Consider the following 25,426-nt stretch of genomic DNA (forward strand, 5'->3'; position numbering starts at 1 on the left):
GCCTACATAGGGCGCGGTGCCGTTTGTAGGCCCGGTAAGCGCGAGCGCCACCGGGCATGCTCACTAGATGTGCAGCTCTTGCAGCTTATCTTTCGGCAGCGCCAGCTCGTCGTTGCTGTTGACGCGCACGTCGCGCTCCAGGATATGACGCGCAATCTCCTGCGCCTCGTCCAGAGAGTGCATCTGATAGGTACCGCACTGGTAAACGTTCAGCTCAGGGATCTGGTTCTGCTCTTTCACCTTCAGCACATCAGCCATCGCCGCTTTCCAGGCATCGGCAACGCGCTGCTCGTCAGGCGTGCCAATCAGGCTCATGTAGAAGCCGGTACGGCAGCCCATCGGCGAGATATCAATGATCTCTACGCCGTTGCCGTTCAGGTGGTCACGCATAAAGCCTGCGAACAGGTGTTCCAGGGTATGAATGCCCTTCTCCGGCATCACTTCTTTATTCGGGATGCAGAAACGCAGGTCGAAGACGGTGATGGCATCGCCGTGCGGCGTGTTCATGGTTTTCGCAACGCGAACAGCAGGGGCTTCCATACGGGTGTGGTCGACAGTGAAGCTATCCAACAACGGCATTTTTTCACCTCCGGAGTGATTTTTTTAAAATTAAGTGAACTCTTTGCACGCATGCAAGTCTGAATATATGAAAGACGCGCATTTGTTATCATCATCCCTGTTTTCAGAGATGAAATTTTGGCCACAGCAATGTGGCCTTTTTCTTTTCTGTCAGCGCTGTCAGGCGTGTTTTGCCAACAGTTCGTCAAACGACTCGGTGTCCGCCGCCTCAATCTCCCGCAGACGCGCCCAGGATGCATCGCGCTCTTTGGTGAAGTCCTCGTCCAGCAGAACCTCCAGCGGCTCTTCCCGCAGCATATCACGATACTGTGCCGCCAGCGCCTTGCCGGTGCCGCCAATACCGCTCTCAAGCATCGAGTGCAGAATACGCGCCGAAAAGGTCAGCTCTGGATCGTCAAAGCTCGCCACCAGCTGGTCACACACTTCTGCATAGGCGGTGCCGCCGTCAATGCTGTCCAGCGTCAGCGCAACACGCTTCAGGTCGCGGAACAGATCTTTGCCAACGTCTTTCAGCGGGAACTGCGCGGTTTCACAGCCGATGCCCAGGGTCAGACCCGGTTTACGCCCCTCCAGGATCACCCGATTCCAGTTGGTCCGGGTACAGAGCAGTTCGTCGCTGCTCATCTCTGGCGCATCCGCCAGCACGCACCAGACCATAAACAGATCGAGGAAACGCACCTGCTGCTCATCGACGCCCACCGCCGAGAAGGGGTTAATATCCAGAGAACGAACCTCAATGTACTCAATGCCGCCGCGCAGGAGCGCATCTGACGGCGCTTCGCCGCTGCGGGTTACCCGTTTCGGGCGCACCGGCGCATAGAGCTCGTTTTCGATCTGCAGAATATTGGTGTTGATCTGCAGATGCTTGCCGTCCTTCGTCAGCCCCATCTTTTCGTAATCAGCAGACGGCGTTTTGATCGCCCGTTTCAATGCTGCCACATAACCTTCTAAATCGTTAAACGTAATACCGAGATTGCTTTGCGATTTATTGGTATAGCCGAGGTCGCTCAGACGCAGCGAGGTGGCATACGGCAGGTAGTACATTCCCTCTTCCGTCTTTTCAAACGGCAGCGTAGTGGGTTTGCCCTGCAGGAACGAGGAGCAGATAGCCGGAGACGCGCCGAACAGGTAGGGGATCACCCAGCCGAAGCGGTAGTAGTTGCGGATCAGGCGGAAATAGCCGTCAGAGACCGCCTCTTTATCCGTACTGCCGCACTTTGCCTGCCAGAAGGCCATCGGCAGTGAAAAGTTGTAGTGCACGCCCGAGATGGTCTGCATCAGCGCACCGTAGCGGTTTTTTAACCCCTCACGGTAGAGCGTCTTGAGACGACCAATATTGGATTTGCCGTACTGCGCCAGCTCAATGTCCTGCCCGTTCTCAATATAGCAGGGCATACTCAGCGGCCACAGCCGCTCCTCTCCCAGATTGCGCACGGTATAGCGGTGCACGTCGCGCAGCACCGTCAGCATATGATCGATATCGCCATCAACCGGGGTAATAAATTCCAGCAGCGCTTCTGCGAAATCAGTGGTGATCCATTTATGTGTCAGCGCTGCACCCAGCTGCTCCGGATGTCCGGTTGTTGCAAGCGTGCCGTCAGCGTTAACGCGCAGCGTTTCGCGCTCCAGCCCTCGCATAATCCCTTTCAGGACATGAGGATTTTTTTCCAGCCAGGACAGTGCCTGTGATACGTCCGGGATCAAGTTGACCTCCCGCCTGTCGAAATCATTTCTAATAAGCATAATTGTAATGGTTGACGATCAAAGCGTATGACCAACCAATTAGTGCCACCACGTTATACCCTGCAGGGTTGCAGCCGTCAGGACGGCGTAGCGTAGCCCCTTGCCAAGGCATAAAAAAAAGATAACCGGCCCCCACGCAATGCGCATCCATCCCGCAAGCAGGCACAGCAGATCACCGATAACAGGCATCCAGCTCAATAATAGCGTGGCTGCGCCATAACGTTTCAAATAGTGTTGGGCTTTTTCCTGCCAGCGCGATGTTTTCCGCAGCGGAAAGAAACGTCCAAGGATAACGTTAGTCACCCCTCCAAGGCTATTACCCATTGTTGCTATTAACAAAAGAAGCCAGGGCTGACTGACGCCAGAGATTAACAGAGCAACCAGCAGCACTTCTGAGCTGCCCGGCAGAAGCGTGGCGCTGAGAAAGCTGCTGGTAAATAGGGAAAGGAGTGACAGCGCGTCGCTCACAGCGTACGCACGTCCACCGCATCCATTCCTGCCCGCCGCGCCGCCTCCAGACCAAAGTCAGCGTCTTCAAACACGACGCATTTGGTCGGGTCGACCCCCATCAGCTCGGCACAGAGCAGGAAGGTATCGGGCGCGGGCTTGTGGTGCTCGACGTCATCGGCGGCGACCACGGCGGTAAAGTACTGGCGCAGGTTAAGGTGAGTCAGCAGCGCTTCGGCAATGGCGCGCTCGCTGCCGGTGCCTACTGCCATTGGACGACGACCGTGCCACGCTTTCACCACCTCAATCAGCGGCAGCGGTTCGACGGTGTCCAGCAGCATCGCCTTCACCGCCTCGGTTTTTTCTTGCGCCAGGGCGTAAGGATCGAGATCGCCGTGGTTCCACTCAATCACCGCCTGCGCAATACGCCAGGTCGGCGAGCCGTTAAGCGCGACAATAGCCTGCTCATCAAAGCGCATGCCATAGTGCGCCAGCACGTCGTGCCAGGCTTTACGATGGGTAGGTTCGGTATCAAGGATGGTGCCATCCATATCGAAAATCAGACCGTCATAACGTTCGTACATCGCGTTCTCACACTGCGGATAACAGAACATTACTTTAACGTAAACAGGGCGTTTTGTCGCTGATGGCGATAGAGAGTTAGCGGGTAAACAGGATATTTGATAGAGAAATTATGAGGATGAAACAGAGAAGATAATATCAGGAGAAGATGGTGCATCCAGGAGGATTCGAACCTCCGACCGCTCGGTTCGTAGCCGAGTACTCTATCCAGCTGAGCTATGGATGCATTAGGATGGTGCTTTACTGCTTTTTCTAGAAGATGGTGCATCCAGGAGGATTCGAACCTCCGACCGCTCGGTTCGTAGCCGAGTACTCTATCCAGCTGAGCTATGGATGCATCAGGATACTGCTTTACTGCTTTTTCAATGTCGCTCAACTTGCCGCAACACTGCACAATATGGTGCATCCAGGAGGATTCGAACCTCCGACCGCTCGGTTCGTAGCCGAGTACTCTATCCAGCTGAGCTATGGATGCAAATGGCGGTGAGGCGGGGATTCGAACCCCGGATGCAGCTTTTGACCGCATACTCCCTTAGCAGGGGAGCGCCTTCAGCCTCTCGGCCACCTCACCAACACGCCTCTTGCGAGTGCTTCGAAGAACTTGTTTCTGCTCTTCGTCGCTGCGTTGGCGCACATATTACTTTCTGGGACTTATAAGTCAAACAATTTTTCCCAGCCCTGATTCGTTTGCACACTTCGCAAACAATTTGCGCTGAAAAGGATCAAAAAGTGTGTTTTAGCAGCAGGATCCTTGCCGTAACGCAGCATCAAGAAAGCGAGCAGAGAAATGAAAATGTCATGCAAAAGGGGGAGAATAAGCGGGAAGAGCGAAAAAAAGCGGGCTGAAAAGAGCTGCGTCTCGCCAGAAAGCGAGACGCGATGATATCAGTAGCTGGACTGTTGTGATTTTTCAGCCTGGATACGCTGGTAGATCTCTTCACGATGAACAGATACTTCTTTAGGGGCGTTCACACCAATTCTCACCTGGTTGCCCTTAACCCCTAAAACTGTCACGGTGACCTCGTCCCCAATCATGAGGGTTTCACCAACTCGACGAGTCAGAATCAGCATTCTTTGCTCCTTGAAAGATTAAAAGAGTCGGGTCTCTTGTATCCCGGCATTATCCATCATATAACGCCAAAAAGTAAGCGATGACAAACACGTAAAGTGTAAGCAGTCACGGCATCACATTCTGTTAAATGTAAGTTTAGCCGATATACACAACTTCAACCTGACTTTATCGTTATCAATAGCGTAGTGGCAAGTACGCCATAACCCAAGGGCTATGGCGTCCGCATTCGCTTTGTTTGTTATTACAGTTTTGCGCTTACCCAGTCTTTGACGCTGGCTAATGCCGCAGGGAGCGCAGCTGCGTCGGTACCGCCAGCCTGCGCCATATCCGGACGGCCACCGCCTTTACCACCCACCTGCTGGGCAACCATACCAATCAGCTCCCCTGCCTTCACGCGGTCGGTCACCTCTTTCGAGACTCCCGCAATCAGAGAAACCTTACCCTCTGCTACCGTGGCAAGAACGATCACCGCGGAACCCAGCTGGTTCTTCAGATCGTCAACCATAGTACGCAGCATCTTCGGCTCGACGCCCGCCAGCTCGCTCACTAGCAGCTTCACGCCGTTAATCTCTTCAGCTTTATCAGAGAGGTTTGCGCTCTCCTGTGCCGCCTGCTGCGCTTTCAGCTGCTGCAGCTCTTTCTCCAGCTGGCGGGTTTTGTCGAGAACGGAGCGCACTTTCTCGCCCAGGTTCTGACTGTCGCCCTTCAGCAGCTGAGCAATGTCATGCAGCTGCTCGCTCTGCGCATGGAGGCTGGCAAGCGCATTTTCACCGGTGACGGCTTCGATGCGACGAACGCCTGCCGCAGTACCTGATTCAGACACGATGCGGAACAGCCCGATATCACCGGTGCGGGAAGCGTGGGTGCCGCCGCACAGCTCGGTAGAGAAGTCACCCATGCTCAGCACGCGTACGCGCTCGTCATACTTTTCGCCAAACAGCGCCATTGCTCCTTTGGCCCGCGCGTCTTCCAGATCCATAATCTGGGTTTCGATCGGCAGGTTACGGCGGATCTGGGCGTTAACCAGATCTTCCACCGCGCGCAACTCCGCAGGCTTCATTGCTTCAAAGTGGGAGAAGTCAAAGCGCAGCACCTTGTCGTTCACCAGCGAGCCTTTCTGTGCCACGTGTGTACCCAGCACTTCGCGCAGCGCGGCGTGCATCAGATGGGTGGCAGAGTGGTTCAGACGGATACGTTCACGGCGGGCTTCATCCACCTCGGCCTTAACGCCGTCGCCCACTTTCAGGGAGCCGGATGCCAGCTTGCCCTGGTGACCAATCGCCTGGCCATACTTCTGGGTATCAGTCACGGTAAAGGTGAAGCCGTTGCCTTTCAGCTCGCCCTTATCGCCAACCTGGCCACCGGATTCTGCGTAGAACGGCGTTGCGTCAAGAATAACCACCGCCTCTTGCCCTGCGCCAATAGTGTCGACGGACTGGCCCTCAACAAACAGCGCGGTCACCTTGCTGGTCAGCTCCAGGCTGTCGTAGCCTTTAAATTCGGATGCGCCGTCAACGCGGATCATCGCGTTGTAGTCTGCACCAAAGCCGCTGGACTCACGGGCGCGGTTACGCTGCGCTTCCATCGCCGCTTTAAAGCCCTCTTCGTCAACGTTGATATCGCGCTCGCGACAGACGTCGGCGGTGAGGTCCATCGGGAAGCCGTAGGTGTCATACAGACGGAAGACAGTCTCACCGTCCAGCGTATCACCGGTCAGCTTCGCCAGCTCTTCGTCGAGCAGCGCCAGGCCACGCTCCAGCGTGCGGGCAAACTGCTCTTCTTCGGTTTTCAGGATCTGCTCAACCTGCGCCTGCTGGCTCTTCAGCTCTTCGCCTGCCGCACCCATCACATTAATCAGCGGAGCAACCAGCTTGTAGAAGAAGGTCTCTTTCGCGCCAAGCATGTTGCCATGACGGACCGCACGACGAATGATACGGCGCAGCACGTAGCCACGGCTCTCGTTCGACGGCAGTACGCCGTCGGCGAGCAGGAACGCACAGGAGCGAATATGGTCGGCGATCACGCGCAGGGATTTGTTGTTCAGATCGGTAGCGCCGGTTACTTTCGCCACGGCGGCGATCAGATCGCGGAACAGGTCGATCTCGTAGTTCGAGTTGACGTGCTGCAGCACTGCCGCAATACGCTCCAGGCCCATACCTGTGTCCACGGACGGTTTCGGCAGCGGCTCCATGGTGCCATCGGCCTGGCGGTTGAACTGCATAAAGACGATGTTCCAGATCTCAATGTAGCGATCGCCGTCTTCGTCCGGGCTGCCCGGAGGACCACCGGCGATATGCGCGCCGTGGTCGAAGAAGATTTCGGTACAGGGACCGCACGGACCGGTATCGCCCATCTGCCAGAAGTTATCAGAAGCGTAGGCACCGCCTTTGTTATCCCCAATGCGGATGATACGTTCGCGCGGGATGCCAACTTCTTTTTCCCAGATTTCGTAAGCTTCGTCGTCGGTTTCGTAGACGGTTACCCACAGGCGATCTTTCGGCAGGTTGAACCAGTTTTCACCGGTCAGCAGTTCCCATGCGTACTGGATAGCATCGTGTTTGAAATAGTCGCCAAAGCTGAAGTTACCCAGCATTTCAAAGAAGGTGTGATGGCGCGCGGTGTAACCGACGTTTTCCAGATCGTTGTGTTTACCGCCCGCACGCACGCAGCGCTGCGCTGTAGTAGCGCGGGAATAATTACGCTTGTCGAGACCAAGGAAAACATCCTTGAACTGGTTCATCCCGGCGTTGGTAAACAGCAGAGTTGGATCGTTGTTGGGTACCAGGGAGCTGCTCGCAACAACCTGATGACCTTTACTATGGAAAAAATCGAGAAACGCCTGACGGATCTCAGCGGTGCTCTTGCTCATAATTATCCTGAAATCAAGCTAACGAAATGTCGCAGCTGGCGTTTCTCCCTGTTACAGGCGACGACCAGCTACTGGAAAAAGTGGGAATAAGATAAGTTTTCTTGACTGCGAAGTAAAATCCCGTATGCAGCCAGGCCATAAAATTTCACCAAAGTTCTTTAATATCCTCCATCAGGAATCCCCGATAGAGTAAAAAACGCTGTACTTTAACCTTATCAGCAAAGACCGCTGGCAGCGGATCGCCATATTTGCGCTGGGCCTGCTCGCGGGCAATCTCAATCCAGTCGATGTCGCTTTCGCGCATCGCCTCCTCTCCCGTTTCCCGGTCAATTCCTTTCTGGGTCAGCTCCTGGCGGATACGCGCCGGGCCATAGCCTTTACGGCTGCGGCTGGCGATAAACTGGCGGGCAAAGCGGGCATCGTCGAGGTAGCGGTTTTCATAACACCAGCTCACCACGTTATTGATATCTTCTTCGGTGGCGTCTACCGGTTCGGGTCCGGTTTTGGTCATCACCGGGGCGGTCAGCTTGCGGCGGAACTCCTGTTCGCTGTGGTCACGCATGCCAAGAATGCGCATGGCGCGATCGAGCAAACGGGAATAGGCGGAGCGGCGGGGCGAGGTATCTGTCATGGCACACCTGCTGGATAGATAAATAGCAAAAAGGGCTGCATCGGCAGCCCTTGTTCATTACGTCAGATTATTAAAAATCTTCGTTGGTCTCTTTCGCATTGACGTCGTTGTCGTCAACCGTGAAGTCCGGTTTGCTGTCCGGGTTGGTGAGCAGAATTTCACGGATCTTCGTTTCGATCTCTTTCGCGGTAGTCGGGTTCTCTTTCAGCCAGGTAGTGGCATTCGCTTTACCCTGACCGATCTTCTCACCGTTGTAGCTATACCATGCGCCCGCTTTTTCGATCAGCTTCTCTTTCACGCCCAGGTCAACCAGTTCGCCGTAGAAGTTGATGCCTTCGCCATAGAGGATCTGGAACTCAGCCTGTTTGAACGGCGCAGCGATCTTGTTTTTCACCACTTTCACGCGGGTTTCGCTACCTACCACGTTATCACCCTCTTTCACCGCGCCGATACGGCGGATGTCGAGACGCACGGAGGCGTAGAATTTCAGCGCGTTACCGCCGGTGGTGGTTTCCGGGTTACCGAACATCACACCAATCTTCATACGGATCTGGTTGATGAAGATCAGCAGGGTGTTGGACTGCTTCAGGTTACCTGCCAGCTTACGCATCGCCTGGCTCATCATACGTGCCGCGAGGCCCATGTGAGAGTCACCGATCTCGCCTTCGATCTCGGCTTTCGGCGTCAGTGCCGCAACGGAGTCAACGACCAGCACGTCAACCGCACCGGAGCGCGCCAGCGCGTCACAGATCTCAAGCGCCTGCTCACCGGTATCCGGCTGGGAGCAAAGCAGGTTGTCGATATCAACGCCCAGCTTGCGCGCGTACACAGGGTCAAGCGCATGCTCAGCATCGATAAAGGCACAGGTTTTACCCTGACGCTGTGCAGCAGCGATAACCTGCAGCGTCAGCGTCGTTTTACCTGAGGACTCCGGCCCGTAGATCTCTACGATACGGCCCATTGGCAGGCCGCCCGCACCGAGGGCGATGTCCAGCGAAAGCGAACCCGTGGAGATCGTTTCTACGTCCATAGTACGGTCTTCACCCAGGCGCATGATGGAGCCTTTACCGAATTGCTTTTCGATCTGGCCCAGTGCTGCCGCCAACGCTTTCTGTTTGTTTTCGTCGATAGCCATTATTACTCCTGTCATGCCGGGTAAAGCAGGTGATGCTCGCCGGGGATTACTGTTTTGTTGCGCTCATTATACTGTATACGCATACAGTATCAAGCTCTTTGTAGAAAATGTTGCCACAGGGTTTGCAGGGCATAAGCGGTGGCCTGACGACGCACGTTTTCACGGTCACCGGCGAAGCATTCCCGCCGCGTGATCCCCTCTCCCGCCGCGCTGGCAAAGCCAAACCACACCGTGCCGACCGGCTTGTTTTCGCTGCCGCCGTCCGGCCCCGCGATGCCGCTAATGGAGAGGGCATAGGTCGCGCGGGCGGCCTTAATCGCACCGATCGCCATCTCCACCACCACGGGCTCACTCACTGCCCCGTGCTGGGCTAACGTCTCGGGTTTGACGCCAATCATCTGCGCCTTGGCTTCATTAGAATAGGTGACAAACCCCCGTTCAAACCAGGCGGAGCTGCCGGCGATATCGGTAATGGCTTTCGCCACCCAGCCGCCGGTACAGGACTCGGCCGTGGTCACGGTTGCGCCGCGCGCCTTTAACGCCTGCCCGATGCGCTCGCTCAGCTGCATCAATTCACTGTCAGTCATAACCGCTCCGTAAACGGCTGAAATGAGAGAGATAAGATAGCACTTTCTCTCTTAATATGGGGGCGAAGACGGGATTTTACGAGGCCGATTCAGAAAAAAGGCCAGCGCGCGCTGGCCTTGGATCGCGGGTAAGCGCTACTGCACGCGGGCCAGCGACACCGCCTGGCCCAGCTGCCAGACCGCCATCGCATAGTGGGTGCTGGCGTTGTACCGGGTGATGGTGTAGAAGTTCGGCAAACCGTACCAGTATTCGTACCCGGTCCCGACGTCGAGGCGCAGCAGGCTTACCTGCTGATGGTTGCCCACCGGCTGCTGCGGCGTCAGGCCAGCGGCCGCCAGCTGCGAGACGCTGTATTTAGTTTTAAAGCCGTTTGCCAGACCCGGTGCCTGACCATTAGCCGGAATAGCGACCGGATCGCCCTTCACCCAGCCATTGGCTTTAAAGTAGTTCGCCACGCTGCCAATCGCGTCAACCGGATCCCACAGGTTAATGTGTCCGTCGCCGTTAAAATCGACCGCCAGCTTTTTATAGGATGAGGGCATAAACTGTCCGTAGCCCATCGCCCCGGCAAAGGAGCCTTTCAGCTCCAGCGGATCGTCCTGCTCGTCGCGGGCCATCAGCAGGAAGGTCTCCAGCTCGCTGGAGAAGTACTCGGCGCGGCGCGGGTAGTTAAACGACAGGGTCGCCAGCGCGTCGAGAATGCGCGTTTTCCCCATCACGCGGCCCCAGCGGGTCTCTACCCCGATAATGCCGACGATAATCTCCGGCGGCACGCCGTAGACCTGCCATGCACGGTTGAGGGCGTCCTCATACTGGTTCCAGAACGCGACACCGTTCTGCACGTTGTCCGGGGTAATAAACTGCTTCTTGTAGCGCAGCCATGCGCCGTTCGGGCCGACTGGGGCTGGGCCAGTAGGTGCCTGGCGATCCATCAGGCGCAGGACGTAATCAAGACGCTTCGCCTGGGATAAGATTTCACGCAGCTGCTGGGGATCGAAACCATGCTTGCTGACCATTTTGTTGATGAACTGCTCTGCCGCCGGGTTATTGGCAAAGTCACCGCCTGACATAATGACATCATGCTGCGGCTGAAGCAGGAAACCGCCGGATGGCGTACCGGTTGTGGCCGGAGGCGCTTCCGGCGTTTTGGGTTTGCTGCTGCAGGCAGAGAGCAAAACAAGCGCGGGAAGAAGAGTAATATAACGACGCTTAAACATGGGTTGTCCCTAATACAAAATCGACCTGAGAATCATGGTAAATCATCTGGCTGGCCTTTCAAGCCCAGCCGCTTCGCCAGCCGGTGCAGGTTGGCGACGTCCATCTCCAGCGCCCGGGCACAGGCGGCCCAGCTCTGGTTATGCTGTGCCAGCGTCTGGCGGATAGTTTGGCGCTGAAAATCCTCCGTCGCCTCGCGCAGATTTCTGCCCGGCACGGAGGGCGCGGCGTCCGCTATCTGCGGCAGAGGCGCGTCGGCAAAGGCAAAGTGCTGCGCCTCCAGCGTGACCTCATCCCCTGCCCGTGCGGCACGCGCCAGCACCACGGCACGATGGATGGCGTGCTCCAGCTCGCGCACGTTGCCCGGCCAGCCATACTGTAGCAGCTGCGAACGCGCTCCGCTGCTTAATAGCACCTGCGCGAGGCCAAAGCGCTGCCGACACTGCTCGCAGAAGTAGCCTGCCAGCAGTACGACATCCTCACCACGCTCGCGCAGCGGCGGCACCGCCAGCGGAAAGACGCTCAGGCGATGGAACAGATCGGCGCGAAAGCGTCCGGCCAGCACCTCTTCCCGCAGATCGCGGTTGGTGGCCGCCAGCACCCGGACGTCAACCCGCAGGCTGCGATCGTCCCCGACGCGCTGAATGTCGCCGTACTGCAATACGCGCAGCAGCTTAGCCTGCAGCGCCAGCGACAGCTCGCCAATTTCATCAAGGAACAGCGTGCCGTTATCAGCCATCTCAAACTTGCCGCTGCGGTTGCTGATCGCCCCGGTAAATGCCCCTTTAACGTGACCAAACAGCTCGCTCTCCGCCACGCTCTCCGGCAGCGCCGCGCAGTTAAGATAGACCAGCGGCTGGTCTGCACGCGGAGAGCCTTCATGAATGGCTTTCGCCACCAGCTCTTTGCCGGTGCCGGTCTCGCCACTAATCAGCACGTTCAAATCCGAGGCGGCAACAATGTCGATCTCCTTTTTCAGCTGCGTCATGCCCGGGGACAGGCCGATCATCCGGGTGGTGGTCACCGGCTCGAAGATCGCAGGCGCGCCCGGGAGCATATTCTGGCTCTCCAGCTGCTCAATCAGCAGGGCGTTATTGAGCGCCCCCGCCGCCAGAGCGGCAATCAGCCGCAGCTCCTCGTCGCTGAAGTTATCAAAGCGATCCGGCGACATGCCGTCGAGGGTCAGCGCGCCAATCAAATGCTGCCCGGCAAACAGCGGCAGGCCGATGCAGGCGTGTACCTTCAGCGCCTCCTGGCCCGGAATGAGCCCGTCATAGGGATCGGGCAGATCGCTATCGGCCGGGAAACGCACCACGTCCCCTGCCCTGGCGATGGCCTCCAGCCGCGGATGCCCTTCCAGCCTAAAACGTCGCCCCAGCACGTCCGGCGCGAGGCCGTCGATGGCTAAGGGAATAAACTCCCGCGCGCTGTAGCGCAGCAGCGCCGAGGCGTCGCAGCCTAAGACCTGACGCAGAGTGGCAATCAGCCGCTGAAAGCGATCCTGATGGCCGATGCCACTTTGTAACTCGATGGCGATCTCTGCTAATACCTCAACTGAAAAACTCATCGTTACCTCGCTGTCATTTTGACAATTCATAGTGTCATATTGACAACATTTATGATAGTCAAAATGACTACCCACCTTGAGTCATCATCACTATAAACTCTTTATTTTCAAAAAGTTAAAAAGCTGGCACGCAACTTGATATAAGCAAAGTATCTGAGTCAAACATGCTGAATTGAAAATGAGGTTGCTATGTCTATTCTGGTTAAAAATAACATTCATTGGGTTGGTCAACGTGACTGGGAAGTGCGCGATTTCCATGGGACCGAATATAAAACGCTGCGCGGCAGCAGCTATAACAGCTATCTCATCCGCGAAGGCAAAAACGTACTGATCGATACGGTCGATCATAAATTCAGCCGCGAGTTCGTGCAGAACCTGCGCAGCGAGATCGATCTTAACGCCATCGACTACATCATCATTAACCATGCTGAAGAGGACCACGCGGGTGCGCTGACCGAGCTGATGTCGCACATCCCGAATACGCCGATCTACTGCACCACCAACGCCATCGACTCCATTAACGGTCACCATCACCATCCGGAGTGGAACTTCCACACCGTGAAGACCGGCGATACGTTAGATATCGGCAACGGCAAGCAGCTGATCTTTGTTGAAACGCCGATGCTGCACTGGCCGGACAGCATGATGACCTATATGACTGGCGACGCGGTGCTGTTCAGCAACGACGCCTTCGGCCAGCACTACTGCGATGAACGCCTGTTCAACGATGAAGTGGATCAGAACGAGCTGTTTGAGCAGTGCCAGCGCTACTACGCCAATATCCTGACCCCGTTCAGCCGCCTGGTGACGCCAAAAATCACCGAAATCCTCGGCTTCAACCTGCCGGTGGATATGATTGCGACCTCTCACGGCGTGGTCTGGCGTGAAAACCCGACCCAAATCGTTGAGCTGTATCTGAAATGGGCGGCGGACTATCAGGAAGATCGCATCACTATCTTCTACGACACCATGTCCAATAATACCCGCATGATGGCAGACGCCATTGCCCAGGGGATCAACGAAGTAGACCCCAACGTAACGGTCAAAATCTTCAACGTGGCGCGCAGCGATAAGAACGAAGTATTAACCAACGTCTTCCGCTCCAAAGGCGTGCTGGTGGGCACCTCCACCATGAACAACGTGATGATGCCGAAAATTGCCGGTCTGGTAGAAGAGATGACCGGCCTGCGCTTCCGCAACAAACGCGCCAGCGCCTTTGGCTCCCACGGCTGGAGCGGCGGCGCGGTAGACCGCCTCTCTACCCGACTTCAGGATGCCGGTTTTGAGATGTCCTTAAGCCTGAAGGCGAAATGGCGTCCGGATATTGATGCGCTTGAAATTTGTCGCCAGCATGGCCGTGATATCGCACGTCAGTGGGCACTTACTCCATTACCTGTCGCTGCACCTGCGTCCGCAACAGCGCCAGAGGCCAGCCCCTGTGCAACTGCCGCCGATCTGGGTCCGAGCATGCAGTGCAGCGTCTGCCAGTGGATCTACGATCCGGCTAAAGGCGAGCCGATGCAGGACGTTGCCCCTGGGACGCCGTGGTGCGATGTGCCGGACAACTTTCTCTGCCCGGAATGCTCCCTGGGTAAAGAGGTCTTTGATGAACTGGCTACGGAGGTAAAATGAACCACGGCATCGTGATTATTGGCTCGGGCTTTGCCGCCCGCCAGCTGGTGAAAAATATCCGCAAGCTTGATGCGAACGTGCCGGTGACGCTGATTGCGGCCGACAGTATCGATGAATACAACAAGCCGGACTTAAGCCACGTGATCAGCCAGAGCCAGCGTGCAGACGACCTCACCCGCCAGACGGCGGGGGAGTTTGCCGAACAGTTTAACCTGCGTCTGTTTCCCTACACCTGGGTGACCGATATTGACGCCGCCGCGCACATGGTGAAAGCGGGCGATCGATCCTGGCAGTACGATAAGCTAGTGCTGGCGACGGGGGCATCCGCCTTTGTGCCGCCGGTTGAGGGGCGAGAGCTGATGCTTACCCTCAACAGCCAGCGGGAGTATCGCGCCTGTGAAACCGCGCTTCGCGACGCGCAGCGGGTGATGATTATCGGCAGTGGTCTGATTGGCACCGAGCTGGCGATGGATTTTTGCCGCGCCGGAAAAGAGGTTGCCCTCATCGACCGGGCAGCCAGCATTCTGCCGACGCTGATGCCGCCAGAAGTAAGCAGTCGCTTACAGCATCGCCTGACCGATATGGGCGTGCAGCTGCTGCTGAAATCGCAGCTGCAGCGGCTAGAGGAGACCGCTGACGGTATCCGCGTTCAGCTGGATCGCAGCCGCAGCATTGAAGTAGATGCGGTGGTGGCTGCCACCGGCCTGCGGGCGGAAACCGCGCTGGCGCAGCGCGCCGGAGCAGAAACGCATCGCGGGGTGAAGGTCGACAGCTACCTGCAAACCACGCAGCCGGATATCTATGCGCTTGGCGACTGTGCGGAGATCAACGACAACGTCCTGCCGTTCCTCCAGCCGATTCAGCTTAGCGCCATGTACCTGGCGAAAAACCTGCTCGGTGCCAGCGTTCCGCTTAAGCTACCCGCGATGCTGATAAAGGTCAAAACCCCTGAGCTGCCCTTACAGCTGGCGGGCGACGCCGGACGACGCGATCTGCGCTGGCAGATGGAAACCAGCGCGGCGGGGATGGTCGCTCAGGGGTTTGATGAAGACGGTCAGCTCTGCGCCTTTGCGATTAGCGAGGAGCGCATGAAAGAGGCGTTTACTCTGCTGAAGCAGCTCCCGCCAGCGAGTCATAGCCCCGTATCCGATAGTTAACAATCGAGGCTAGCCAGCAAAGGATAAAAATCGCCACCACGATAAAACCGGCGTCGCCGAGGTTATCGTTCAGCGAGGCGATAGCATCCCATACGCCGCCGCTCAGGGCGAACTTATCCACCAGCAGCCCCAGCGCTTCCAGCCCGCCGATAACCAGCGCCACCACCACTGACGTACCGGTGATGGTCATGTTGTAGTAGAGCTTGCGCTGGGGTTTAGCAAAGGCCCAGCCGTAGGCGTTGACCATCAGCAAATTATCCAGCGAATCCACCAGCGCCATGCCGCTGGCAAACAGCGCCGGGAAGACCATAATCGACCAGATAGAGATGCCGTTAGAGGCGCTGGCAGCAGAGATCCCCAGCACGCCAATCTCCGTTGCGGTATCGAACCCCAGGCCAAAGAGAAAGCCCACCAGATACATGTGCCAGCTCCTGCCTACCAGGCGAAAGGCGGCGCTAAACAGCCAGTGCATCACCCCACCCGGCGTGGCGCTTTCGGCATCCACCGGCTTACCCTGCTTCAAGGCCTGGAAGCTGCGCCATACGCCGCGCAAAATCACCAGGTTCACCAGCGCCATTGCCAGCAGAAAGATGGCCGACACCGCCGTGCCGATCATACCGCCGGTTTCGTGAAACCACGCCATCCGGTGCTGGAACGCCGCCGCCGTGGCGGCAATGGCCACAGAGGCCAGCACGACGATGCTGGAATGGCCCAGAGAGAACCAGGCCCCGACGCCAAACGGGCGTTTGCCCTGCTGCATCATTTTGCGCGTCACGTTATCGATGGCGGCGATGTGATCCGCATCGACCGCGTGGCGCAGCCCGTAGCCCCACGCCAGCAGGCTGGCAGCCATCAGTGCCGGGCTGCTGGCAAAGGCGTGCCACGCCCAGCCCCGGGCCAGCAGGTTAGCCATCGTTAGCCCCAGCATTAGCAGCGCCGCACGCGGCTCGCTGCGTAAAATTCGCATCAACATCATCAGTTCCTTAGTTATAAATGTCTGGCGGCGGCAATCACCGCCTGCCCAAAGGCAAGTGCACCGTCCCCCGCAGGCAGCCTGCGAGGAAACAGCAGCGTAAAATCAGAAAGGTAAAACGCGAGGCGCGCGCGCAGGAGCCGGTTATGGATCACCCCGCCGCTAAAGCAGAGCGTGTGGATCCCGTGCGCGTCGGCGTGCTGGCGCATCAGGTCTGCCAGGCCGTGGGCCAGCGCATCATGAAAAGCCCACGCTCGCGCCTGCGGTTCCGCCTGCCAGCCCAGCAGCAGCTGCCATAAGCGCGTCAGATCGAGCCTGCCCGCGTGCAGCGGCAAGGTGAGCGGATGCGCCACGCCAGCGCAGCGTTCGGCCAGCGCCTCCAGTCGACAGGCCGCCTCCCCCTCGTAGCTCAGGGTTGTCGGGGCGCACCCCAGCGCACAGGCCACGGCGTCAAACAGACGCCCGCAGGAGGAGGCCAGCGGCGCATTAATCCCCCGCTCAATTGCCCGCGCCAGCGGCAGCCAGTTTTGCGCCTGCACCGGCTGGGTTTCAGGGTAGCCCTGCCACTCCGGGACAAATGCCAGGCAGTGAGCCAGCAGGTTCCGCCAGGGCTGCTGCGCGGCCAGATCGCCACCGGGGAGCGCCACGGCGGGGAGACCGCCCAGATGTTCGCACTCGCGGTAGTTCACCCGCAGACACTCTCCCCCCCACAGCGCGCCATCGGCACCCATGCCGATCCCGTCCAGCGTCAGGGCGATAACGTCTCCGCCCGTCAGCGGCCAGCCGTGCTCGGCCAGGCAGGCCGCCGCGTGGGCGTGGTGATGCAGCACCTGCATAACCGACAGCCCGCTCTCCGCCGCCCACTGGCTGGATCGGTAGCCCGGATGGGCATCGCAGACAATCTGGCGAGGAGAGAAGTGATAGATGGACTGCATCAGATCCAGCGCCTGTCGCCACTGCGCCTCGACGCCCTCGTCACCGAGATCGCCGAAGTGCTGGCTCATTACCGCCTGCCCGCCGCGCACCAGGCAGAAGGTATTTTTCATATCCGCCCCCATGCAGAGCAGCGGCGGCACATCGGTAAAGCCTGGCGGCAGCGGCAGCGCGTCCGGTACAAAACCACGCGAGCGCCGAAGCACTTCTCCGTCGGCCCGCACGACCGAGTCGTCCATCCGCTGGACGATATCGCGGTTATGCAGCAGGAAACCGTCGGCGGTGGCGGCGAGATCCCGCTGCGCCTCGTGGTTAGTTAACGCGGGCGGTTTACCGCTGAGGTTGCCGGAGGTCATTACCAGCGGACGGTTAAGGCTCTGCATCAGCAGATGCTGGAGGGGATTGGCAGGCAGCATGACGCCTACCTCGTTGAGCCCCGGCGCGATAGCCGCATCCAACTCGGGCAGGAGGGTTTTATCCACCAGCACCACCGGCGCGGCCGGGATCTCCAGCGCCGCGCGGGCCGCCTCAGGCAGGTTCTGCGCATCGGCAATCATCACCGCCAGCGGCTTGGCCGGACGCCGCTTGCGCAGACGCAGACGCGCCACTGCCTGCGGGTTATGCGCATCGCAGGCGAGATGAAAGCCGCCGAGGCCCTTCACCGCCACGATGCCGCCTGCATCCAGCACGGCCACCGCCGCCCTCAACGCCGCCTCTCCTGCCAGCGTCTCGCCCGCCGCATGCCATGCCAGCTGCGGGCCGCACTCCGGGCAGGCCACCGGCTGAGCGTGAAAGCGGCGATCCGCCGGGTTGCGATACTCCGCCTCGCAGGCCGGACAGAGCGGAAATGCCGCCATGGCGGTCTGCGGGCGGTCGTAGGGCATAGCGCGGATAATGGTCACCCGCGGCCCACAGTGGGTGCAGTTGACGAAGGGGTAGCGATAGCGGCGATCCCTGGGATCGTTCATCTCTGCCAGGCAGGCCGGACAGGTTGCCGCATCCGGCACGATTTGAGTATCCATGCCGCCCCCCGCGCTGGGCAGAATAGTGAACGCCACAGGACGCTGCAGCCAGTGAAACGGCACGGCCTCGGTCTGGTCAATGCGCGCCAGCGGCGGGCAGGCCTGCCGCATTTGCACCATAAACCCGGCCTCCTCTCCCCAGAGCCGCACCACCACGCCCTGCCCGTCGTTGCAGACGTCGCCGGTACGCTGGAGCCGCTGCGCCAGCTGCCAGATAAAGGGGCGGAAGCCCACCCCCTGAACTTTGCCCCGCACGCGGATAAGGACGCCGCTATCGCTCATGCCCCTACACCGCCGCGTCGCGCAGGCGGGTTTTCATCGCCTGATAGGTGGTCTGGGTATAGTTTTCTGCCCAGGGCTGATCGGCAATGGCGCTGACCTTCACCGCGCAGTACTTGGTCTCCGGCGTTTTGGAGATCGGATCAAGATTGTCCTGAGTGAGCTCGTTGCAGGCCCCAATCCACCACTGGTAGGTCATGTAGACGCTGCCGCGATTAATGCGCTCATTCACGTCGGCACGGCTGATTACCTTCCCGCGCCGGGACTCCACCCACACCAGCTGCCGGTCATGAATACCGAGCGCCTGCGCATCGTCCGGGCTGATCTGCACAAAGCCTGGCTCGTCGGCGAGGGTTTGCAGCGCCGCGCAGTTGCCGGTCATCGAGCGGCAGGAGTAGTGGCCCACCTCGCGCACGGTGCAGAGCACCAGCGGGAAGTCGGCATCCGGCACCTCGGCGGGCGCGCGCCATTGCGCCGCAAACAGGTGCCCTTTGCCGTCAGGGGTATCGAACTTATTGCCCTGGTAAAGATAGGGCGTTCCCGGATGATCCAGCGTTGGACAGGGCCACTGCACGTGCCCCATATCGCCCATCTTCTCGTAGGTGACGCCGTAGAAGAGCGGGCACAGCTCGCGCAGCTCATCCCAGATCTGCTGGTTGCTGTCATAGTGCATCGGGTAGCCCATCTCGGTGGCGATCAGGCTGATGATCTCCCAGTCGCGCTTGACGTTGTACTGCGCGTCCACTGCCTTCTCGAAACGCTGGAAGCCGCGATCGGCGCAGGTAAAGACGCCCCCGTGTTCACCCCATGAGGTCGCGGGTAGCAGGACATCCGCCTGCTCAGCGGTTTTGGTCATAAAGATATCCTGCACCACCACGAAGTCGAGCGCCTCAAAGCCCTTGCGCACCAGGCCCAGGTCGGCTTCGGTCTGGAGCGGATCCTCACCCATGATGTAGTAGGCTTTGACCTTGCCCTCCAGCGCCAGGTGCGGCACTTCGGTAATGCGAACCCCGACCTGGTCGTCCATATCCGCAGCGTTAATTCCCCAGGCTCTGGCGAATTTCTCCCGCACCACCGGATCCACCACGTCCTGGTAGCCAGGGAACTGGTTGGGGATCACCCCCATATCGCACGCCCCCTGGACGTTGTTCTGCCCGCGCACCGGTCCGACGCCGACGTGCTCCCGTCCCAGGTTGCCGGTGAGCAGCGCCAGGCTTGCCAGACCTTTCACCACGTCCACCGCCTGGCCGAACTGGGTGACACCCATGCCCCACATAATGGTGGCCGACGGTGCTGCGGCGTAGGTACGCATCGCCTGGCGGATCTGCTGGGCGCTGACCCCGGTCAGATGCTCAACCGCTTCGGGCGCATAATCTTTAACCACCTCGCGGTAGGCGTCGAGGCCGCTGGTAAAGCTGGCTACATACTTCCTGTCGTACAGCTCCTCCTCCAGCAGCACATAGCCAAAGGCGTTGACCAGCGCCATATTGCAGCCGTTGTTGATTTGCAGATGCTGATCGGCAATGCGCGCGGTCTCGATCCGTCGCGGATCGCAGACGATGATTTTCGCCCCGTTCTGTTTAGCTTTGATCACCCGGCGGGCAACGATGGGGTGCGAGTCGGCGCAGTTGTAGCCGAACACCAGCAGGCAGCGGGAGTGTTCGATGTCACCGATGGAGTTGCTCATCGCTCCGTTACCCAGCGCCTCCTGCAAACCCGCTACCGACGGGCCGTGACAGACCCTGGCGCAGCAGTCGACGTTGTTGGTGTGCAGCACGCCGCGGGCAAACTTCTGCATCACATAGTTGGTTTCATTGCCGGTTCCGCGTGAAGAGCCGGTGGTCATGATCGCCCGGCCACCGTACTGGGCCTTGATCTCCCCCAGCCGTTTTGCCGTGTAGCGAATGGCTTCATCCCAGCTTACGGGCGTTAATTTGCCGCCTTTTTGATAGCGGATCATCGGCTGGGTCAGGCGCGGCGTCAGGAGTTTTGTATCGTTAAGAAAATCCCAGCCGTAATAGCCCTTCAGGCAGAGCTGATTCTGGTTGGTGACGCCTTCCGCCGCTTCGGCACGAATAATTTTGTTGTTATCGACCACCAGCTTCAGTTTGCAGCCTGCGCCGCAGTATGGACAAACGCTCGTAATTTTTTTCATCAGTAACAGACCTGTTAAAAGTTGAAATGCTGTTCAGTTAAAAGAGAAATGAAGCGGCGGTATCGAGCGCCGCGCGGCGGCGTCTCTCAGCGCTGAGCTGCTCCAGACGCGCTCTGTCAACACAGACCAGCGCCTCGGTGGGGCAGACTTCCATGCAGGCGGGGCCTGCCTCGCGGGTATGGCAGAGATCGCACTTGTTGGCCTCGGCTTTCTCCGCCCGCACGTTCAGGCCCGCGCCGCTGTTGCGAACCACCGGACGCACAACGACCTCCATCGCGCCATAGGGGCAGGCGACCACGCAGGTTTTGCACCCGATGCAGCGCTCCTGCATCACGTTAACAAAGCCTTTATCCCGGCTGATTGCGCCGTTGGGGCAGACGTTGGCGCACGGGGCGTCCTCGCACTGACGGCAAAGGGTAGCGGTAGAGACGTTCACGCCTTTAATGACGTGAATACGCGGCAGGAAGGTGTCGGGGGTTAAAGAGGCACAATCCTGTTGCGCCTGATGGGAGACCACGCAGGCAACTTCACAGGTACGGCAGCCAATACATTTACTGGCGTCGGCCATGATGAAACGGTTCATCAAATTCTCCAGCATTAACGGTAGTGTGCCGGAGTATTCACGAATCGTGCCAGAGTTTATTTCATTGATTTATATAGTTTTTAAAACAAGAAGAAACTGTCATCGACACTTGTGACGATGACAGCTGTCGACATCAGGCGTGCGGACCGTGGCTAACGGAGCCGCGCAGGATCAGCTCGCCGGTAAAGGGTGGCTGGGTCGTGAACTCTCCGCCATCAAGCATAAAAATAAGGCGGTTGATGGTCTCTTTGATCATCTCCGTGACCGGAATTTTAACGCTGGCCAGCGGCGGGACGGTATAGGGGGCGATGGCAATGTCATCGAAGCCAATCACCGAGACCTGATCCGGGACAGCAATGCCGCTGCCGTGCAGCTGGCTAATGGCCCCTATCGCCATATCGTCATTGCTGGCCACCAGCGCACTAAAGCGCACCCCGCGTTCCAGCAGCGTCGCGACGCCTGCCGAGCCGCTGGCGGGCGTCCACTTACCTTCGACGATCAGTTCGTTACGCACCGCCACGCCGTGCCGCTCCAGCGCCTCTCTATAGCCGGAGAGACGCTCGTTACCGGTAGGCGAGTCGAGGGAGCCGGTGATAAAGGCGATATCCCGGTGCCCCTGGGCCAGCAGCGTCTCTACCGCCGCCAGGCTGGTGCTTTTCTGGTCGCAGTAGACGCAGTGGCTGCTGTTTTTACGCAGCCGCCGGTTGAGCACCATAATGGGCTGGGTGTGGCCGTCGATGATCGTGTCGATCTCGTCGACGCTGAGAAAGCGCGGGTAGATCACGATCGCATCGCAGCGTAGATCGAGCAGGTACTGGATCGCCTGCCGCTCCTCGTCGGCGCTGTGTTTGCCATCGGCAAGGATCAGCTGGCGGCCACGATCCTCCGTCATCCGCGCCGCATGGAACAGGAGTTCGCTAAAGTAGACCCCGTGATAGAGCGTATTGGTCACCACTAGCCCGAGGGTTTGGGTGGTTTTCGCCGCCAGGTTACGCGCCAGCAGGTTCGGCCGGTAGCCGCTCTCCTCAATAGCTTTGAATACGCGTTCCCTGGTCTCCTGGCCAACGTAGCCGTTGCCTGACAGCACGCGGGACACCGTCGCCTTTGATACCCCTGCCCGCTTCGCTACCTCCAGCATCGTGGTCATATTTGCTTTCCTTTCATTTGTATATCGGCAGTTTACTGCACCCGACGCGGATTTGCAGCGCTTTGCCCAGTGGCGATCATGGTGATCGTCCTCACGGATCTAAACATCCGGCATTGAATATAAAAATGAAACTCAGCATGATTTTGTGGAACCGGTTTCCTACATCACGTCTCACTGCTCGCGGTGCAGCCGTAACCCCATACTAAAACAGGATAAAAATCCGATGGCCAAAAACTATGCCGCGCTGGCGACGACCGTGGTCACCGCGCTGGGCGGGGCAGACAATATCGCCGCCGTCACCCACTGCATGACGCGCCTGCGTTTTGTGGTGAAAGATGAGACGCAGATCGACAGCGCCACGCTGAAAAGCACTCCCGGCGTGATGGGCGTGGTGCGCAGCGACAGCCAGTGCCAGGTGATCATCGGCAATACGGTGTCGCAGGCCTATGCCGAAGTGGTACGCCTGCTGCCGGCCGATATGCAGCCAGTGGTCGACACCGGGCCGCAGAAGCTGACCCTCCGGCGCATTGGCGCAGGCATTCTCGACGCCCTGATCGGTACCATGTCCCCGCTGATCCCGGCGATCATCGGTGGCTCGATGGTCAAGCTGCTGGCGATGATCCTTGAGATGACCGGCGTGCTGGAGAAAGGCTCCTCTACCCTGACGATCCTCACCGTTATTGGCGACGGGGCCTTCTTCTTCCTGCCGCTGATGGTAGCGGCCTCGGCGGCGGTGAAGTTTAAAACCAACATGTCGCTGGCGATTGCCATCGCCGGGGTGCTGGTGCATCCGAGCTTTATCGAGCTGATGGCCAAGGCGGCTCAGGGCCAGCAGGTAGAGTTCGCCCTGGTTCCGGTGACGGCGGTGAAGTACACCTACACGGTGATCCCGGCGCTTGTGATGACCTGGTGCCTCTCTTACATCGAACGCTGGGTGGATCGCATCACCCCGGCGGTAACGAAAAACTTCCTTAAGCCGATGCTGATCGTGCTGATCGCCGCCCCGCTCGCCATCCTGTTGATCGGGCCGATCGGGATCTGGATCGGTAGCGCCATCTCTGCGCTGGTCTACACCATTCACAGCTACTTAGGCTGGCTGTCGGTGGCGATCATGGGCGCGCTCTGGCCGCTACTGGTGATGACCGGCATGCATCGCGTCTTTACCCCGACCATCATCCAGACCATCGCCGAGACCGGCAAAGAGGGCATGGTGATGCCGTCCGAGATTGGCGCGAACCTGTCGCTGGGCGGCTCGTCGCTGGCGGTGGCGTGGAAAACCAAAAACCCGGAGCTGCGCCAGACGGCGCTGGCAGCGGCGGCCTCGGCCATTCTGGCGGGTATCTCCGAGCCTGCGCTGTACGGGGTGGCGGTGCGCCTGAAGCGTCCCCTGGTCGCCAGCCTAATCAGCGGCTTTATCTGCGGCGCGGTGGCCGGGATCGCCGGGCTTGCCAGCCACTCGATGGCCGCGCCGGGACTCTTTACCAGCGTCCAATTTTTCGATCCGGCTAATCCAATGAGCATTGTCTGGGTCTTTGCCGTAATGGCGCTGGCGGTGGTGCTGTCGTTTGTGCTCACCCTGCTGCTGGGCTTTGAGGATCTGCCCGTCGAGGATGAAGCAGCCAAAGCGCGTGCGTTGCAGGCGGCAAAGCCAGCGGCAGCGGCCAGAGCCTGATTTAACAAGAGGTAAACTATGTCTGTATTTCCAGAGGGATTTTTATGGGGCGGCGCACTGGCCGCCAACCAGTCGGAGGGGGCGTATCGCGAAGGCGGCAAGGGGCTGACCACCGTTGATACCATTCCGCACGGCGCAAACCGTCTGCCGGTCAAGCTGGGCCTGGAGAAGCGCTTTACCCTGCGCGACGATGAGTTCTACCCCAGCCATGAGGCGATCGATTTCTATCATCGCTACCGGGAAGATATCGCCCTGATGGCGGAGATGGGCTTCACCGTATTTCGCACCTCCATCGCCTGGGCGCGCCTCTACCCCAACGGCGACGAGCTGACGCCCAACGCCGACGGGATCGCCTTCTACAGGGCAGTATTTGAGGAGTGCCGGAAGTACAACATCGAGCCGCTGGTGACCCTATGCCACTTCGATGTGCCGATGCATCTGGTGCGCGAGTATGGCTCCTGGCGTAACCGTAAGATGGTGGAGTTCTTCACCCGCTACGCTCGCACCTGCTTCGAGGCGTTTGACGGGCTGGTGAAGTACTGGCTGACCTTCAATGAGATTAACATCATGCTGCACAGCCCCTACTCGGGCGCTGGGCTGGTGTTCGAGGAGGGTGAGAACCCGGAGTGGGTCAAGTATCAGGCGGCGCACCACGAGCTGATCGCCAGCGCGCTGGCCACTCAGATTGCTCACGAGGTGAACCCGAACAACCAGGTCGGCTGTATGCTGGCGGGCGGCAACTTCTACCCCTACTCCTGCAAGCCAGAGGACGTCTGGGCGGCGCTGGAGAAGGATCGCGAAAACCTGTTCTTTATTGACGTTCAGGCGCGCGGGGCTTATCCGGCGTGGACGGGGCGCATGTTCCGCGAGAAGGGGATCGCTATTGAGATCCTGCCCGGTGACGAGGAGATCCTTAAGCACACCGTCGATTTTGTGTCGTTCAGCTACTACGCCTCCCGCTGCGCCTCGGCGGAGATGAACGCGGGCAACACCAGCGCGGCTAACGTTGTTAAGTCACTAAAAAACCCCTACATCGAGGCCAGCGAGTGGGGCTGGGGTATCGATCCTCTCGGCCTGCGTATCACCATGAACATGATGTATGACCGCTACCAGAAGCCGCTGTTCCTGGTGGAAAACGGGCTGGGGGCGCGGGATGAGTTCGATGCTAACGGCGAGATTAACGACGACTACCGCATCAGCTATCTGCGGGAGCATATTCGTGCCATGGGCGAGGCGGTGGCGGACGGCATTCCCCTGCTCGGCTACACCTCATGGGGCTGCATCGATCTGGTGGCGGCCTCAACGGGAGAGATGAGCAAGCGCTACGGCTTTGTCTACGTCGACCGCGACGACCAGGGCAACGGCACGCTGGACCGCGTCCGCAAGAAGTCGTTCTGGTGGTATAAGAAGGTGATCGCCAGCAACGGAGCCGATTTAGACTAGCT

The 25,426-nt window shown here is 58.9% G+C and carries 20 protein-coding genes and 4 tRNA genes; 4 read left to right on the forward strand and 20 right to left on the reverse strand.

Annotated features, from left to right (window positions below; translation table 11 throughout):
* Nucleotides 1-63: 63 nt before the first annotated feature.
* From luxS to norR, 15 genes are all read right to left on the reverse strand, one after another.
* Nucleotides 64-579, reverse strand: coding sequence for an S-ribosylhomocysteine lyase (gene luxS / locus FN633_RS15830; protein WP_042387630.1), 516 nt, complete (start codon nucleotides 577-579; stop codon nucleotides 64-66).
* Between the two features lie 159 nt (nucleotides 580-738).
* The gene (gene gshA / locus FN633_RS15840) at nucleotides 739-2,283 is read right to left on the reverse strand and encodes a glutamate--cysteine ligase (RefSeq protein WP_154058368.1); all 1,545 of its coding nucleotides are present in this window, start codon (nucleotides 2,281-2,283) and stop codon (nucleotides 739-741) included.
* 78 nt (nucleotides 2,284-2,361) lie between these two features.
* Complete coding sequence (locus tag FN633_RS15845; RefSeq protein WP_154058369.1) at nucleotides 2,362-2,790, reverse strand: YqaA family protein; 429 nt, start codon at nucleotides 2,788-2,790, stop codon at nucleotides 2,362-2,364.
* The gene (yqaB, locus tag FN633_RS15850) at nucleotides 2,787-3,353 is read right to left on the reverse strand and encodes a fructose-1-phosphate/6-phosphogluconate phosphatase (RefSeq protein WP_154058370.1); all 567 of its coding nucleotides are present in this window, start codon (nucleotides 3,351-3,353) and stop codon (nucleotides 2,787-2,789) included. The genes FN633_RS15845 and yqaB overlap by 4 nt, the downstream gene beginning before the upstream one ends.
* Before the next feature lie 147 nt (nucleotides 3,354-3,500).
* Nucleotides 3,501-3,577 (reverse strand) — tRNA-Arg (locus FN633_RS15855).
* A gap of 34 nt (nucleotides 3,578-3,611) precedes the next feature.
* A tRNA-Arg gene (locus tag FN633_RS15860) sits at nucleotides 3,612-3,688 on the reverse strand.
* 61 nt (nucleotides 3,689-3,749) lie between these two features.
* A tRNA-Arg gene (locus tag FN633_RS15865) sits at nucleotides 3,750-3,826 on the reverse strand.
* Nucleotides 3,827-3,829: 3 nt separating this feature from the next.
* A tRNA-Ser gene (locus FN633_RS15870) sits at nucleotides 3,830-3,922 on the reverse strand.
* Nucleotides 3,923-4,236: 314 nt separating this feature from the next.
* Nucleotides 4,237-4,422 carry a carbon storage regulator CsrA gene (gene csrA / locus FN633_RS15875; RefSeq protein WP_000906486.1) on the reverse strand — a complete coding sequence of 62 codons (186 nt, stop codon included), beginning with the start codon at nucleotides 4,420-4,422 and terminating at the stop codon, nucleotides 4,237-4,239.
* A gap of 242 nt (nucleotides 4,423-4,664) precedes the next feature.
* Nucleotides 4,665-7,292 carry an alanine--tRNA ligase gene (alaS, locus tag FN633_RS15880; protein ID WP_154058371.1) on the reverse strand — a complete coding sequence of 876 codons (2,628 nt, stop codon included), beginning with the start codon at nucleotides 7,290-7,292 and terminating at the stop codon, nucleotides 4,665-4,667.
* A gap of 145 nt (nucleotides 7,293-7,437) precedes the next feature.
* On the reverse strand, nucleotides 7,438-7,923 hold the full coding sequence (recX, locus tag FN633_RS15885; protein ID WP_154058372.1) for a recombination regulator RecX: 486 nt from the start codon (nucleotides 7,921-7,923) through the stop codon (nucleotides 7,438-7,440).
* 70 nt (nucleotides 7,924-7,993) lie between these two features.
* Entirely contained in the window at nucleotides 7,994-9,058 is a 1,065-nt protein-coding gene (recA, locus tag FN633_RS15890; RefSeq protein WP_154058373.1) for a recombinase RecA, read from the reverse strand.
* Nucleotides 9,059-9,147: 89 nt separating this feature from the next.
* Nucleotides 9,148-9,645, reverse strand: a complete 498-nt coding sequence (gene pncC / locus FN633_RS15895; protein WP_154058374.1) for a nicotinamide-nucleotide amidase — start codon at nucleotides 9,643-9,645, stop codon at nucleotides 9,148-9,150.
* Between the two features lie 135 nt (nucleotides 9,646-9,780).
* The gene (mltB, locus tag FN633_RS15900; RefSeq protein WP_042387649.1) at nucleotides 9,781-10,863 is read right to left on the reverse strand and encodes a lytic murein transglycosylase B; all 1,083 of its coding nucleotides are present in this window, start codon (nucleotides 10,861-10,863) and stop codon (nucleotides 9,781-9,783) included.
* Nucleotides 10,864-10,895: 32 nt separating this feature from the next.
* Nucleotides 10,896-12,428: a nitric oxide reductase transcriptional regulator NorR gene (gene norR / locus FN633_RS15905; RefSeq protein ID WP_154058375.1), complete on the reverse strand. Its 1,533-nt coding sequence runs from the start codon at nucleotides 12,426-12,428 to the stop codon at nucleotides 10,896-10,898.
* A 189-nt stretch (nucleotides 12,429-12,617) separates the two neighbouring features.
* Here norR and norV point away from each other — a divergent pair, with 189 nt between their 5' ends.
* Both norV and norW read left to right on the forward strand, forming a co-directional pair.
* On the forward strand, nucleotides 12,618-14,060 hold the full coding sequence (norV, locus tag FN633_RS15910) for an anaerobic nitric oxide reductase flavorubredoxin (RefSeq protein ID WP_154058376.1): 1,443 nt from the start codon (nucleotides 12,618-12,620) through the stop codon (nucleotides 14,058-14,060).
* The gene (gene norW, locus FN633_RS15915) at nucleotides 14,057-15,217 is read left to right on the forward strand and encodes an NADH:flavorubredoxin reductase NorW (RefSeq protein WP_154058377.1); all 1,161 of its coding nucleotides are present in this window, start codon (nucleotides 14,057-14,059) and stop codon (nucleotides 15,215-15,217) included. Before norV ends, norW begins: the two co-directional genes overlap by 4 nt.
* Here norW and FN633_RS15920 read toward each other — a convergent pair.
* From FN633_RS15920 to FN633_RS15940, 5 genes are all read right to left on the reverse strand, one after another.
* Entirely contained in the window at nucleotides 15,162-16,190 is a 1,029-nt protein-coding gene (locus FN633_RS15920) for a HoxN/HupN/NixA family nickel/cobalt transporter (protein ID WP_154058972.1), read from the reverse strand. The genes norW and FN633_RS15920 overlap by 56 nt on opposite strands.
* Nucleotides 16,191-16,204: 14 nt before the next feature.
* On the reverse strand, nucleotides 16,205-18,427 hold the full coding sequence (gene hypF, locus FN633_RS15925) for a carbamoyltransferase HypF (RefSeq protein WP_154058378.1): 2,223 nt from the start codon (nucleotides 18,425-18,427) through the stop codon (nucleotides 16,205-16,207).
* 4 nt (nucleotides 18,428-18,431) lie between these two features.
* Nucleotides 18,432-20,579 carry a formate dehydrogenase subunit alpha gene (fdhF, locus tag FN633_RS15930; RefSeq protein ID WP_154058379.1) on the reverse strand — a complete coding sequence of 716 codons (2,148 nt, stop codon included), beginning with the start codon at nucleotides 20,577-20,579 and terminating at the stop codon, nucleotides 18,432-18,434.
* A gap of 37 nt (nucleotides 20,580-20,616) precedes the next feature.
* Nucleotides 20,617-21,162 carry an electron transport protein HydN gene (gene hydN, locus FN633_RS15935; protein WP_154058380.1) on the reverse strand — a complete coding sequence of 182 codons (546 nt, stop codon included), beginning with the start codon at nucleotides 21,160-21,162 and terminating at the stop codon, nucleotides 20,617-20,619.
* 133 nt (nucleotides 21,163-21,295) lie between these two features.
* Nucleotides 21,296-22,309 carry a LacI family DNA-binding transcriptional regulator gene (locus FN633_RS15940; RefSeq protein WP_154058381.1) on the reverse strand — a complete coding sequence of 338 codons (1,014 nt, stop codon included), beginning with the start codon at nucleotides 22,307-22,309 and terminating at the stop codon, nucleotides 21,296-21,298.
* 223 nt (nucleotides 22,310-22,532) lie between these two features.
* Between FN633_RS15940 and ascF the strand changes: the two genes are divergently transcribed.
* Entirely contained in the window at nucleotides 22,533-23,981 is a 1,449-nt protein-coding gene (gene ascF, locus FN633_RS15945; protein ID WP_154058382.1) for a PTS cellobiose/arbutin/salicin transporter subunit IIBC, read from the forward strand.
* Between the two features lie 18 nt (nucleotides 23,982-23,999).
* Nucleotides 24,000-25,424, forward strand: coding sequence for a 6-phospho-beta-glucosidase (locus FN633_RS15950; RefSeq protein ID WP_154058383.1), 1,425 nt, complete (start codon nucleotides 24,000-24,002; stop codon nucleotides 25,422-25,424).
* Nucleotides 25,425-25,426: the final 2 nt, after the last annotated feature.

Origin of the sequence: Pseudescherichia vulneris (assembly GCF_902164725.1) — a bacterium.
Taxonomy (GTDB): domain Bacteria; phylum Pseudomonadota; class Gammaproteobacteria; order Enterobacterales; family Enterobacteriaceae; genus Pseudescherichia; species Pseudescherichia vulneris.